Origin of the sequence: Synechococcus sp. R55.3 (assembly GCF_047461975.1) — a bacterium.
Classification (GTDB): Bacteria; Cyanobacteriota; Cyanobacteriia; order Thermostichales; family Thermostichaceae; genus Thermostichus.
The window spans coordinates 1-13649 of record NZ_JANSIG010000033.1; the positions used below are offsets into that span (position 1 = coordinate 1).

At 56.3% G+C, this 13649-nt stretch carries 12 protein-coding genes; 11 read left to right on the forward strand and 1 reads right to left on the reverse strand.

Annotated features, from left to right (window positions below; genetic code table 11):
* Nucleotides 1-278 precede the first annotated feature (278 nt).
* From NW849_RS06940 to NW849_RS06950, 3 genes are all read left to right on the forward strand, one after another.
* Nucleotides 279-890, forward strand: a complete 612-nt coding sequence (locus tag NW849_RS06940; protein ID WP_414356828.1) for a chromophore lyase CpcT/CpeT — start codon at nucleotides 279-281, stop codon at nucleotides 888-890.
* A 339-nt stretch (nucleotides 891-1229) separates the two neighbouring features.
* Entirely contained in the window at nucleotides 1230-2207 is a 978-nt protein-coding gene (locus NW849_RS06945; RefSeq protein WP_414356830.1) for a hypothetical protein, read from the forward strand.
* 58 nt (nucleotides 2208-2265) lie between these two features.
* Complete coding sequence (locus NW849_RS06950; RefSeq protein ID WP_414356831.1) at nucleotides 2266-2724, forward strand: hypothetical protein; 459 nt, start codon at nucleotides 2266-2268, stop codon at nucleotides 2722-2724.
* On the opposite strand, the gene NW849_RS06955 is transcribed toward NW849_RS06950, so the two are convergent.
* Entirely contained in the window at nucleotides 2696-4033 is a 1338-nt protein-coding gene (locus NW849_RS06955) for a protein kinase domain-containing protein (RefSeq protein ID WP_414356833.1), read from the reverse strand. The genes NW849_RS06950 and NW849_RS06955 overlap by 29 nt on opposite strands.
* Nucleotides 4034-4283: 250 nt before the next feature.
* Between NW849_RS06955 and NW849_RS06960 the strand changes: the two genes are divergently transcribed.
* The 8 genes from NW849_RS06960 (at nucleotide 4284) to NW849_RS06995 (ending at nucleotide 13648) form a co-directional block, all read left to right on the forward strand.
* Nucleotides 4284-6524 carry an argonaute PAZ domain-containing protein gene (locus NW849_RS06960; RefSeq protein ID WP_414356834.1) on the forward strand — a complete coding sequence of 747 codons (2241 nt, stop codon included), beginning with the start codon at nucleotides 4284-4286 and terminating at the stop codon, nucleotides 6522-6524.
* Nucleotides 6525-6570: 46 nt separating this feature from the next.
* Complete coding sequence (locus NW849_RS06965) at nucleotides 6571-6783, forward strand: hypothetical protein (protein ID WP_238376814.1); 213 nt, start codon at nucleotides 6571-6573, stop codon at nucleotides 6781-6783.
* Nucleotides 6784-6912: 129 nt separating this feature from the next.
* Nucleotides 6913-8148 carry a hypothetical protein gene (locus tag NW849_RS06970; protein ID WP_011434288.1) on the forward strand — a complete coding sequence of 412 codons (1236 nt, stop codon included), beginning with the start codon at nucleotides 6913-6915 and terminating at the stop codon, nucleotides 8146-8148.
* Nucleotides 8149-8155: 7 nt separating this feature from the next.
* Nucleotides 8156-8653, forward strand: a complete 498-nt coding sequence (locus tag NW849_RS06975) for a bis(5'-nucleosyl)-tetraphosphatase (RefSeq protein ID WP_414356836.1) — start codon at nucleotides 8156-8158, stop codon at nucleotides 8651-8653.
* Between the two features lie 386 nt (nucleotides 8654-9039).
* Nucleotides 9040-10284 (forward strand): response regulator, encoded by a 1245-nt coding sequence (locus NW849_RS06980; protein ID WP_414356838.1) that lies wholly within the window; start codon nucleotides 9040-9042, stop codon nucleotides 10282-10284.
* Between the two features lie 47 nt (nucleotides 10285-10331).
* Nucleotides 10332-10706: a response regulator gene (locus NW849_RS06985; protein ID WP_011434291.1), complete on the forward strand. Its 375-nt coding sequence runs from the start codon at nucleotides 10332-10334 to the stop codon at nucleotides 10704-10706.
* Between the two features lie 107 nt (nucleotides 10707-10813).
* Nucleotides 10814-11362: a chemotaxis protein CheW gene (locus NW849_RS06990; protein WP_011430974.1), complete on the forward strand. Its 549-nt coding sequence runs from the start codon at nucleotides 10814-10816 to the stop codon at nucleotides 11360-11362.
* A 48-nt stretch (nucleotides 11363-11410) separates the two neighbouring features.
* A complete protein-coding gene (locus NW849_RS06995; protein WP_011434293.1) occupies nucleotides 11411-13648 on the forward strand; it encodes a methyl-accepting chemotaxis protein in 2238 nt (745 codons plus the stop codon).
* Nucleotide 13649: the final 1 nt, after the last annotated feature.

Sequence of the window (13649 nt, forward strand, 5' to 3'; positions counted from 1 at the left end):
CAACCGGGGTTGGGAACCGGCCTCGTGAGTCTTGGATGCTCCAGCTCTACTTCAAAGTCCTGCGGGTCTATGAAGCACCTGGGGCAGAGGAAGAGACTAAAATCCTGCCGTCAAGCGAATGGGGCATCAGAAACCCCATCCGCCTATGCGGTGGGGTAGTTCATCACTTGCTGCAATCCTTGGGTGGGCCTGAGGTTGGGGCAAAATCTGAGAAGGTTCTCTTCGATTCCCTAAGATTTTCGGTACACACCTTTTACAGAAGTTCTGGATGCCCGCTTATGCCTATTGGGTTGGATCGCACTCCTTCCCCAGAGCTGCTGCAGATGGCGCGCTGGTTGGCAGGAGACTTCAGCAACCAAGAGCAAGCCTGGGAAAACCCACCGTTTTTCGCCCAGATCCGGGTGGCCTATCGCCCCTTGCCGGCCCACGTTTTGGGCGGGATCGGCTTTTATGTGGAGCAAGCCTACAGTGGCCATTTGGAAGATCCCTATCGGCAGGCGGTGGTGGAATTGACTCAGGCAAGCGCTGGGATCGTGATTCGCAACTACCGCCCTCTGGAGCCGCAGCGGTGGCGGGGCTGTGCTCGGGAAAGGGCAGACCAACTGAGTCAACTGCAGGCTGCCGACCTAGCCTATCTGGAGGGGTGTGATGTGCATGTGAAGAGGCAGGGATCCCTCTTCATCGGCGCGACGGAGCCGGGGTGCCGGTGTTGCGTGGTGCGCAACGGCCAAGCCACTTATCTGCAGACCACCTTGCACCTGAGCGAGAGCGAGTTTTGCAGCCATGACCGAGGGATGGATCCCATCACCCACCAGCAGGTTTGGGGGGCCCTGGCGGGCGCTTTTCGCTTCCAAAAGGTAGTCGATTGGCAGGCAGAGCTGCTGCTGTAGGCTTCGGCCCAGCCAGCCCTGCAACCCCACAGTTGACGACGGTATTGCGCACTCTCCCTCAGTCGGCCTTGTGTACACTGTCTTTGGCCGGGATCCAATATTGCCGCGCGATGCTTCCGGGTTCGAGCATGCTGGCAATGGGAATGTTCTTTGCCGCTTGCAGACAGGATACGCTCCTTATCGGCTTAGTGTGGGTGTTCAATGCAGGTGAGGTCAAGCCCAAAGAATGAGCCACGGTCTGGGCGGGCTTGGCACAGCCCTTGGGGAATGGCAATCGCCCTAGTTGGGATCTTGGCCTTGCTGCTGCTCGGTGCCGGATGTTCTGGCCAGGGGGAATCTGTGGCTTCCCCCCCTGCGTTGATCCCTCTCCCGCCTCAGCCGGGAACCGAGTCGATTCCCATGCCGGTGCGCACGCTGGGCAACAGCCGCTTTAAACTGCTGGGCTTGAACGTGGGGGTGGCCGGAGCCGGTGCAGAGTTGCTCCTGGATACGGGCTCGGCAGGTTTGCGCATTGTAGCGACGGCGGCAGGTCGCTTTGGCCTGGAACGGACGGGGATCCCTTCCACTGTGACGTTCGGAGATGGCACGCAATTTATCGGGGTGTTGGCCCGCGCCCCCTTCAGCATAGGAGGGATCCCCAGTCGGGAGCCGGTAACGATTCAGTTGATCGACCGGATCACCTGTGTGGACGCCCTGGTGGCCAGTTGTTCAGAGAACTTGTTTGGAGAAGGGCGGCCCTTCGCCGGGATCCTAGGCACGTCCTTGGATGAGCGCAGCCCCGACCGCGAGCTGTTTAGTCCGCTCACCCGCCTTCCGGGCAATTTCCGCTCTGGGTACATTATTCAAACGGGGGGCTTCAACTCCACCCAGGGCCTGTTCACGGTTGGCCTAACGGCTGCCAACACCGTCGGCTTCAATTTCCGGCAGTTTCCCCAGGTGGGAAGCTTTCCCGACGGCACCCCCATCTGGCGGGATGAGGCTTTACAAGTGGCCTACAGCATCAGCAACACTTCTATTCAAAATGCTCTCAGCCCCACCGTTTTTGACAGTGGTTCTTCCGACATTTTTCTCAACGTCAGGCTGTTGGGGGCAGCTCCTTTCTCCACCTCGACCTTGCCCCCCGGCGCTGAATGGCGAGCTGTGCTGGAGGGGGCTTTTGACTACCGCATTCGGGTTGGCTTTCCCATTACGCCCAGCCGGGATCGGATTTTTGTTAACGGCAACCAAGGAGTGCAACTGTTGGGCATGCCACTGTTTTTCAACGCCGACGTTGCCTTTGATATTGAAGGCGGTCGGATCGGCTTTCGCCTACGTTGAGACGAAGTTGTTTTCAACATCCAAAAGCATTGGGATCACTTGCGGAGAAGAACTTGCCATGTTCGGCCGAGCCTTGAAAACCGGGAACAGCACGCTGCACAGATGGCCTTGGGTTTGGGGGCTACTGCTGCTCTGTTGGCTAGGGCTGAGCGGGCCGGCTTGGTCGATCAGCTTGGGGGATCCCTTGCCGGAGTGGGCTGAGTCTGTGCAGGTGGGACGACAGCGGCTGCGCGGGGTGGAGCAATACCGCGGCCAGGAACAAATCCGCGCCTATGGCAACGAAGCAGGACGGGTGTTTTGGATTCAAATCAACAGCAGCGCTGACTTGCCCCCGGATTACCGAGACTATTTGGGCGAATACCAACAATTTCTGGTAGAAGCTGTAGAAGTGGTGCCGTTGCGAGCCCGACGGCTGCGCTTCCGCCAGGGAAATCGCAGCGCCGAGTGGCAGGTGGTGGGCATGAGCGGTCGGTTTCAGGCAGAGGCGATCAGCGAAGATTTGGCCCCGCAGCCGTGATTTCCACCTTGCCTTGCCCCACAAGCACCGGCTGCTGTGAGGCTCGAGACCGTTCTGCCAACAGTTGCCTGCATAGGGGCAGGATCTCGTCCAAGACCGCTTGGGCGGTGGGGTAACGGGCATCTGCGTCGGGAGCAACCATGCGCTCCAAAATGGCCAGCAGGCGGGGATCCCCGAAGCCGAAGGGGATGGCTTCTGCCAAAGGTTCGCCGATCTGCGGCAACGTCCCTACGGACATTTCCACCGCCACCCGTCCAAGGGCGAAAATATCACTGTTGAAGCGGGGGCAGCCAGACAACTGTTCAGGGGGAGCATAGTCGCTGGTGCCGATGAAGACACCGGGGAAGCGATCTTGGCCGGGCTGGTTGCCAATGTGTTGGATGGCACCGAAATCGATCAGGGTGAAGTGGGTACGTTGGCCTCGTCGGGTTTGGATGATATTTGGGGGTTTGATATCGCCGTGGATAACGCCGTGCTGGTGGACAAAGACAAGGATCTTGAGAAGCTCACAGAGGAAGTAGGCGGTTTGGGCCGGCGACCAGATCACTCCCCGATTGGCGTGTTGCCGCAGCGAGGATCCCCGGACAAAATCTTGCACGGTGTAGAACTGCCCGTCTTCTTCAAAGTGGGCCAACAGCTTGGGAATATGAGGATGGTGGCCCAGCTTCTCCAGAATTTTAGCTTCCCGCTCAAAGGCTGCCCTGGCAATTTCGGCTATTTTTTCGTGTTTCCCGGTTCGGTCTTCCTCTGCTTTGTCATCCATGCGTCGCAGGCGCTTGACCACACAGAGGGGATGGCCGGGGCGATGGGTATCGCGGGCTAGGTAGGTTTGGCTAAAGCCGCCGATGCCGATCAAACGTTCCATTTGGTAGCGCCCATTGCCAACCTGGTTCGGTTGCTTGTCAGCACAGGCTCCCTGGGCCGCGCCCAAAGCAAGTTGCGAGCGAATGCGGGCCAGCACAACCTCTGGAACGAAAGGCTTGGTGAGGTAGTCATCTGCCCCCAGGTCAAAGGCGGCCACCATTGCCGCTGCATCGTTGTAGCCGGAAAGAATCAGCACCGGCAACTCCGAGCGGGAACGGGCCGAGCGGATCATCTGCAACAGCTCCAGCCCATTCAGCTCCGGCAGCGCCAACTCCATCAGCACCAGATCTGGCGATTGATGAATGATGGCTTCCAAAGCCTTAGTGCTGTTCTGCGCTTCAAGGACGCTGTACCCAGCTTGCTCAAGGTGGGATCTCAACTGCCGGTTAACCGCGGGATCCCTGTCCACCAGCAGAATTTTGCCAAGCCGTTTTGCAGAGGTCATCGCAAGCGCCCGCGCAGCCCTGAGCTGAGTATATCCAATCATGCCGTTCCTCAACGGTGTTCCCCATCTGCATAAGTGCAGGCAAAGTACACATCAGCCCTATGCACCTGGGCCTTTGTCGGCAACTATGACAAAGGTTACGTCGTAGCCCCCTCTCTTGATTGTCACTGGGGTAGAAGAAAGGGATCCCTGGCTAAGTATCGATGGTGAAGGCTTATCATGGAAAGGAGTTTAAACGCAGAGTTTCTCAATGAGCCTACTCCAGCAAAAAGTTGAGGCTACACTCAATCACTTCTTCGTCAAGGAGCTAACTCAAGAAGAGCTCACCTTCTATGAGTATAGTTGCAGGCCAAACCCTCTTCCAGATCTAGGAGAGGAGCAGAGGGCTCTCTCCAAGATTTGTAATCAGCTAGGTGTAATGGCTGTTCGTCTGGGAAATCGCATCATAACCCGAGAAAAAGTTCCGGCCAGTAAACTCAAAACAGAGGAATGGGAGTTGGAAGAGCTTGGTTCTAAGGCTCTAGATTGTACAGACCCTACAGAGAGACAGGCTCTAGAAACTTTCGAGCGCAAGAAACTAGATTGGAGTCTAAGATCTAAGTACAAAAGAACAGAGATTGAGCGATCAACAGGAGGAGGATTGATCTGGTGGGTTACGGGTCTGGAAGGAGTAGAACGGATTAAGGACTCGGAAGGAGTAAAACCACTTTGCGGAGATGGGTGGGAGGTTCACAGAGGAAGAGAGCTAGACGTTGTTATTAGACAAGATAAGAAGCTCTATCTAGAGATCGACATCCGATACCATTTCTACAGCCCATGGACGCTGCATGAGTGGCTGGAAAATTACCCAGATGTCTCAATTGAAATTGTACGAAACACATACAGGACAAAAAATAATAAATACCCAACTTGGGAGTATCGAGGCATTATTTCCAATCAGTCGCCAAGGGAAGTATGGTTAGCGGAGCTAAACACTAGCTTAGCGGATTATCATGTACAGAAGTACGGAGCAACTCCAGAAGAAGTTGATGGCTCTCTGGTGGTTCAAGTGGTCTCGAGAGAACGCAATTTCAGACAAAAGTCAGAGCCTATCCTTCATCTATCGCGGAGACTGTCGCCTGTTTTAACTTTGGAGATGCTAGCAAGTATAGGAGATCAAAGATGGACTGGCAAAAAAGTTAGCTCCTTGGTTAGCGAGCACATCAGAAAAAGTTTAGAAGAGAGATTGAAAGAGTCTAAAGAGACCGCAAAAACTATTATAAAAAATGTCTACAATATTTCTGACTTTCAGGCTGATCCCCTAAAAGCAGAAGGATACATTATGCCAAGGCCAAGGCTATTGGGGTTTGGTCATAGACAAGTCCAAAACCCCGCGAGAGTTAGGTACCAAGGATGTGCAAGAGTTGGCGAGACAAAGTTTGGACTTCTAAATCTTGACGATAATAAACGTGAGTATCCTACTGAGGTTCGCAAGTGCCTACTTGAAGTAGCTAAAAAGAGCGGAGCAAGAGTTGAAATAGACTTTTACGCAACCCGTCAAGATTTGCCTGAAGGCGACCTTGCTCAACAGAGGTTTTGGCAAAGCTGGGCCGACAAAGGGATCAAAACCGTTCTGGTTGTCATGCCCTTGTCGCCTAATGAGCACAAGCAAAAGATCCGCTTGCAAGCACTTCGAGCAGGAATAGCAACTCAGTTTATGATTCCTGGAGCTGACCCCTACAAAGCTCTAAATGTCGTACTAGGACTTCTGTGTAAAGCTGCGTGGCAACCCGTGTTGCTTGAACCCCTCGATCATCCTGAGTGCTCCGAGCTTACCATTGGTTTTGATGTGGGGACGAATCGAGAGCTTTACTACGGAACCTCTGCCTTCGCGGTACTGGCCAATGGTCAAAGCTTAGGCTGGGAGTTGCCCGATATACAAAGAGGAGAAACTTTTTCCGGCGAGGCAATTTATCAAACCGTGTCCAAGCTCGTCAATAGATTCTACAACAAATTTCATCGATACCCTAGAAAGGTTCTTTTGATGAGGGATGGCTTAGTTCAAAGAGGCGAATTTGATAAAACAATTGAGGAACTAAGAAAAGAAAAGATTGCTGTGGATATTGTTGGGGTGCGCAAAAGTGGCGCGGGAAGAATGGGGATTCAAGAAGAAGGCAGATATAAAGATGCTGCGATAGGCACCATTATTTTCAATCACCCTGAAAAGTCATTTACTCTAGTAACAAGTCAGCCCATCAAGAAGGGTTCAGGCTCCATTGGGAGTGCAAGGCCATTGCGAGTTATTCACGAATATGGAAGCACCCTCTTGGAAGTACTGGCCCTGCAAACCTACCATCTTTCTCAGCTTCATCCTGCTAGTGGGTTTCAGCCTTGCAGGCTCCCTTGGGTGTTGCACTTTGCCGACAAAAGCAGTAAAGAGTTCCAGCGCATTGGCAACAGCATTTTTAGTGTGCTGCAGAACATAAACCGAGAGAAGTTGATTGCCGTCTAGCCAAGGGAGGGGATCCCCACCTGCCGGCCTTGCTAGGATTGGGGGGGTGGTTGGTGTTGCGGCTATGGAGATGAATGAGGTCTGGAAGACCTTTCTGAGCAATCCTGTTCCGTTCTGTGGCGGTTTTCTCAGCGGCCTGCTGCGTTTGGATGTGAAGCAAGATCCGCTGCGCAGTTGGCTGGAGTCCCAGGGGCTGAGGGTGGAGGAGCCCCCGCCTTCCGGTCGCTCCGACGGCCCCCAATCCATTTCCATTGAATAGGCGTACTCAATCGGCGGGCAGAGAGTAGGGATCCCTTCCAAAGGGTTACTCACGGTCGTGGGAAGCGCTCCGATCCCGGCAGAAGCAGTGGCAAGAAGGGCAACAAGAGCAGGGTTGCGAGGTGAGCTGATGTTCCCTGAACCCTCCCAATTTAGGAAGCGGCAGGGATCCCTTCGAGGCTGGGGCTATCTCGGCGGGGTGGTGTTCCTGGCAACGGGACTGGTCGGTCTGCCGTCAGGGGATCCAGCCGTGGCCCAATCGGCTCCCTCTTCTCTTGCCAGCCCTAAGCAGGATCCCCAAGCTTGGCTGGAGCGCTACAACGCCGCTCTAGAGCAATTGCCCCCTTTGCCCAACTTGCAATATCGCCAGCAGGTGCGGGTGGAGGGATCCCAAACCTTCACAGCCACGTTGGATGTGCTCTACCGCCGCGACGGCAGTTGGCAGGCTTGGGTAGCCGAAGGGGATCGCATCCGCCTCTTGGATTCGCGCCAATTGGAAGTGGTGAACCAGTCGGATCTGCTGCAGCTGTACTCGGTGTATGTGAGCCGACCGGAAGCCCTCTTGCCCTCGGTGAGCTTTTACTTGAAGGCGGATCCCAGCCGCTACCGCGTCCTCTCCTCAGAACGGGTGGATTTGGCTGGATCCCCTGTCCAGCACTTGCGCCTAGAGCCCATTCAGGAAGGCCAGTTGCGGGAGCTGTGGCTGGATCCGCAGTCGGGGCTGCCGCGGCAGGTGTTGCTGTTTTTGTCGGGGGTGTGGGGGCAGGCCTATGTCCTGATGGGGTTTACGGCGGTGCCAGCTCCCGAGGGAGGGGAGCGCTACTGGCTGCCGGAGAGCACCCGCATCAATTTGGGCTATGGCTTTTGGACCCTGGAGGGCCTGAACCGCCGCGTGTTCAGGGGATCCCTGTCCATCCAGCATGACTACCAGGACTACCGCATTTTGCCAGAAGGGACGCAGTTGCGCTTTTTGCCTTCGCAGCCGCCGGTGGATGCGCCGCCGGTGGTAGCCGGCCTGCCGGGGAGCGCTCCTCAAGCGGAGTTGGGAGATGTGCGGGCCTTGGGAGTGGATGAGCAGGGCAACCAGCAGTTCAGCATTGGCCTGGGCCGGCGCTCCAGCCCGGACAATTCCTTGGAAGACCGAATCGTTGCTTTCAACCTAACCCGACCCACCAGCCGCAACGCCCTGACCCAAATCGATACTTTAGCTCTTTTGCCTCTGGGGAATGGCCAGTTGCCCATCTATCTCTTCCAATTCGACACCGGTCGCCCCCTCTCGCCCCTGCAGGGGGTAGAGCGCCCGCAGGTGGATCCCAACGAGGTCTTCGCTCCTAAGCCGCCAGCCATCAAACTCTTTGGAGATTAGCTCCCCAATGCTGATAGATGCTGCCTATGGGGTGATCCCCATCCTGCCCCACCCACCCGCCCAGGAAGCTCCCGGACCCGGCTCTTCGCATTTGTATCTGCTCATCCAGCACCAGAAGGGGCATTGGGCTTTCCCAAAAGGGCACAAGGATGGCTCCGAAAGCGACCTGGAGGCGGCACAGCGAGAATTGCGAGAGGAAACCGGCTTGACCGACTACCAGCTTCTGACCCTGCCCGGCCAGTCTGACCCTTTGACGCTGCAGGAAGCCTACACCTTTACGGATCCAGAGGGGAACCGAGTGGCCAAAACCGTTACCTACTACGTGGCCTTGCTGCCGCCCCAATTTCCTCCCCCTGAGCTACAGGTGCAACCAGAGGAGGTGGCCGCCTACCGCTGGTGCTCCTACCCCGAAGCCTTGGAGCAGATCAGTTTTGAAGAGAGTCGGCAACTGCTGCGCCGCTGCCAAGCCCACCTGGAGCAGCTTTGGAAATTGGAGAAGACCTAAGTTCCGTATTTTTACGGAAGAGGTTTATCGGGGTTACCTTTATACTGTCCTGCGGGCTTTCCGTGGGAAGTTCCCGAGTAAGAAAGCCAGCAGACAATCTGAGGGCTAGCCTTCACCTTTAGAGATTGGCTGATGAGCAATAGTCATCGATCTCCCCAGGAGGAGAGTTTTTCTGAATACGGATTGAACGCTGAAACTGCCTTTGAGTTCGTGCAGCCTTGGCCGTCTTGTTGGGCTTGGCTCATCTAAAAGATCTCGTCTGGGTCAGGGCTGGGCTTGAACTGTATTCTGGAAAGCATTTTTTCACCGGCTTGTGGGGTAGCTAAGACTTCAGTCGTGTCATCAACCTCAGCGCAGGAAATTGTCCGAGCACGTCCTCTCGACCCATGAACCGTCCCCCCGTCTGTACAGAAGTCTCGGCCCATCTGCTGAACGCAGAGGTCAGCTTCACAGGAGTTGTTCGGTATTTCAGTGCCTTGGACAAAGGGGAGGGGCTGGGCACTTGGTCATTGGTGTTTCACCAAGGTCGCCTGGGGTTTGCTCACCACAGCTTGGAGCCCTTGGAGCGCTTGGAGCGCCACCTGCGTCGGCTCAGCCATCAAGTCTTTTCTCTGACTCGCCAAAATTGCCTACGCATCCATCGGCAGGTGGAGGCGCTATTGGCTCAGGAGACTGGGCCTCTACCTGCAGACCTTCTGGGGCTGAGTTGGATGGTAACGGAGCAACTGCTGCCTTGGGAAGCTGCGCGCAGGTTGAATGCTTGGATCGGCGAGGAGGTGCTGCAAAATCTGTTGCTGGTTCCAGGGGGCTTTCAGCAGGAGATCATCCCACTGGACAACGTGCCCACCCTGGGCCAGTGGGATGGGGGATCCCTGCTCGACCTGATCCAAAAGCGGCTACGGGCATGGCAATCTTTGGGGCCTGAGATCACCTCCCCCTACCAACGGCCCTACTTTGCCAGCCGGGCCCAGGCAGAACGCCTTCCCGCCGAGCAACAGGAACGGCTAGGCCGGTTACTGAAGGGGTTTAGCTTCCGCCAGTTGAGCGCCCTTCTCGATCAAGACGACCTCCAGATCGCTCGCCGCCTACATCCTCTGGTCAAAGCCGGTATCCTTGTCCTGCGGGATCCCCAGCCCCCCTTTGATCGGCTGCCCAAAACCTACTCGGCCAAGCTTGAGACAGAATCACAGCCCTCAGAAACTCCCACCGTCCCTCTTCACCTGGCCAACGGGCTTGCAGATCTAGGCCCATCTCCCCAGGCCTCGAAAACCTGGATTGTGGCCTGTATTGACGACAGCGAAGCCATGCTCAGCGAGTTGCAGCGGTTGTTGGAAGGGCACAACCTGGTCATTCACACCATCAGCGACTCTTTGAAAGCCCTGATGAAGCTGACCACCCTCAAGCCAGATTTGATCCTGCTGGACGTGGGTATGCCCAACGTGGATGGCTACCAATTGTGCAGCCTCATCCGCAAATCCTCCGTGTTAAAGGATGTGCCGGTGGTGATGGTCACAGGCCACAAAGGTCTGATCGATCGGGTGAAGGCGCGCCTGGCCGGTGCCACCGATTACCTGACCAAGCCCTTTCGGCAGGAAGAATTGCTGCAGATGGTGTTTCGCTATCTCAGCTAGGGATCCCTCTAAAGGTTCGTCGAAAAAGAGATAAGGAGATGTCGATCATGGTGAAAGTTCTTGTGGTGGAAGATGTGGCCTCGGAGCGACAGCTCATCAGCGATTACCTCCGCTCAGAAGGCTATCAGGTGGTAGCGGTGGCCAACGCCCAAGAGGCATTGCAGCAGATCCGCAACGACAAACCCGATGTGGTGCTGACGGACTTGGTCATGGAAGGCATGAGCGGGCTGGAATTGTGCCGCCAAATCAAGAAAAACCCGGAAACCCAAAAGTTGCCCGTTGTGGCCTGTACTTCTAAAAATCAAGAGCTGGACAAACTCTGGGGCATGAAGCAAGGGATCGATCTTTATCTGACCAAGCCTTTTACCCGCGAAGACATTTTGCGGGCCGTGAAATCAGTAGTGCTCAGCCCGAGCTCATGATTTTTGCCACTCCTGTCCTTGCTGAGCTGCGCCTCCAGTTAGGATCCCTGTGATTATCACGAATTGTTCTTAGGAGATGTCTTAGAATTGGCAGAGCGAGAACGGCAATGGCGGTAGCTTTCTCCCCACACAGCCCTACTTCTACCCGTACCGGCGAGCTGTACTTACATCTACAGTTGGGGGTAGACTGTCGGGCCCTTTTGCCCATGGCATTTGCCCAGGAAGCTCTAATTGTTGGCCCGCACCACTTTACCCTTCTCCCCAACCAGCCCGCATGGGTGCTGGGCTTGTTCAACTATCGCAATCGCATTCTCTGGGGACTGGATCTGCCGCAATTTCTCGGCCTAGAGCCCTTGGACTTTGGGCAGCCCGAACACCACTTGGTGGTGATGCGCCCAGAATTTGGGGGCTCTGCATCGCCAGTGCGAACAGGCTTGGGCCTGGCAACCCAACACGTGAAAGGAGTAGCTCGAGTGCCCGCCGAGGAGATCCAACCCTTAACAAAAGCCCAGGCAGCACAAAACAACTTTCGACTGGAGAACTTCTACGACTCTTGCAAAGGGCTGGTGTTGGAAGGGGATGAGCCTCTCTGGGTGCTCGACCCTCTTGCCATTGTCCAAAAGCTCAACTCAGTTGATTCCTCGGCAAACCCTTGATCTTGGCGACCTTTTCCCCGACTTACCCTCACTTAAAGGCAAAATTCTATGGTTTCCTTCCGTCCCCTCTTTCTCAGGCCTGCTCCATCTTCACGGCCCCAACGCAAAGTCGCGGGATCCCGCCTGGCCCTGGCAATCAGTTTTCCTCTGGGCATCAGCTCCCTGCTGTTTGCCGTCTCTGCCGGCAGCGTAGCCCGCACCTATTTCGAGTTCAAGCCGGCGATCTCGCGGCAGTTCACCCTGCAAAACCTGAGCGATCAGGTGATCTATTTGGATGAAGTCTTGACCATGTCTGCCCGCATGGCCGCTGCCAGCGGGGATCTGTCCTGGGAAGAGCGCTACAACATCCATGTCCCTCAGTTGGATGAGGTGCTGGCGGAGATTCAGCAATTGGATCCCGCCTCTTACGAAGCCTATGCAGCCAAAACCACAGCAGCCAACATCAAGCTGGTGGAGTGGGAAGTGCAGGCTTTTGATCTGATTCGGGCCGGCGAGCAGGAACGGGCTTTCAACTTGCTGCACAGCCCTGAGTACGAAGAGCAAAAGCGCATCTACGCCGAAGGGATCAACCAAACCCTGGAGGCCATTCGCAGCAACATTCAGGCCAGCGTCCAGCTTTACGAGCAAAATCTGCTGCAGGCTTTGATCTTTTCCGGCATCAGCTTCCCGATTCTGCTGCTGAGCTGGGGGATCATTTTGATCCTGGTGCGCAACTTTGTGCGGGAACGCAACGCCACCTACGAGCGACAAGTTTCCGACACCCGACTGGCCCAGCGGTTTGCCGATATTGCCCGGATTCGCCAAGAGCAAGAGCTGATCGATCCCCTAACTGACTTGTTGGGCGAGATGCGCCAGCGCTTCGGTGCCGAACGAGTGGCCTTCTATCGCTTGACCGCTCCCGAAGAGGCGCAGGTTATCGCTGAATCTCACGACAGCCGCCTGCCCGACACCTTGGGCACCCTCCTCCGCAGGATCCCGGCTCCGATCCAGCAGGCTCTCCACGGCGGGCAAGTTTACGCTTTTGGCCCGGTGCCTAGGCCAGATCTGGGCGCCGACTACCTGCAGAGGCTGGCCACAGCCCAACTGAAAGCCGAGATGATAGCGCCGGTGGTGCGTGGCGATGAGCTTTACGGTTTTTTGGCAATAGGCCGCGCCCAAAGCCAGAGCTGGTCTGACGAAGAACAGAAAACCTTGGCAGAGCTGGCCAACCGCCTGGGTCAAGCTTTGGGTAACCTGGGGGCGCTGGAGCAAAAAGCCGTGGCCGCCCAGGAACGGGAGCGGTCGGAAGCGCTGCAAAGAGAGCTGCTGCAGCTTATCAGCGAGGTCACAGAAGCCTCGCGGGGGGATCTCACGGTGCGGGCGCAGCTAACAGCCGGACAAGTTGGCATCATGGCGGACTTTTTCAACGTCATTATCGAGAGCTTGCGCGACATCGTGATTCAAGTGCAGCAGGCCGCCGGTCAAGTCAACCAATCCATTGGTCGTGACGAGGCAGCCATTCGCGAGTTGGCCGAAGCCGCTCTCCGACAGGCCACCCAAATCGAAGAGACCTTGCGCTCTGTCGAGCAAATGACGCTCTCAATCGAGGAGGTAGCCGATAAAGCCCAACAGGCCGCCACCGTTGCCGAATCTGCCGCCGCCACGGCCATCAACAGCAGCTTGACTATGGATCGCACAGTGCAAAACATCCTGCAACTGCGGGAAACGGTGGCCGAAACGGCCAAGAAGGTGAAGCGGCTGGGGGAATCTTCCCAGCAGATTTCCAAGGTGGTGTCCTTGATCAACCAGATTGCGCTGAAAACCAACCTCTTGGCGGTGAACGCCAGTATCGAGGCAGCCCGTGCTGGCGAAGAAGGGCGAGGTTTTGCGGTGGTCGCCGAGGAAGTCGGGGCACTGGCGGCCCAGTCGGCAGAAGCCACCCGCGAGATCGAGCGCATTGTGGAAGGGATCCAACGGGAAACCGGCGAGGTGGTACAGGCGATGGAAACCAGCACCGGCCAGGTGGTGGAGGGAACCCGCTTGGTGGAAGCAGCCAAGCAGAGCCTGGGACAAATTGTGGAAGTCTCGCGGCAGGTGAACCAGCTCTTTCAGGCCATTGCCCGCTCCACCGATGCCCAGGCAGATGCATCTCAAACGGTGCGCCAGTTGATGCAGCAAATCGCCAACATTGCCGCCCAGACGGCGGCAGCCTCGCAGCAGGTGGCCAACTCTCTCCAGGCTACGGTGGCGGTTGCCCGTCAGTTGCAGACTTCTGTGTCCACCTTCAAGGTGGGGGAGGCGGTTTAGC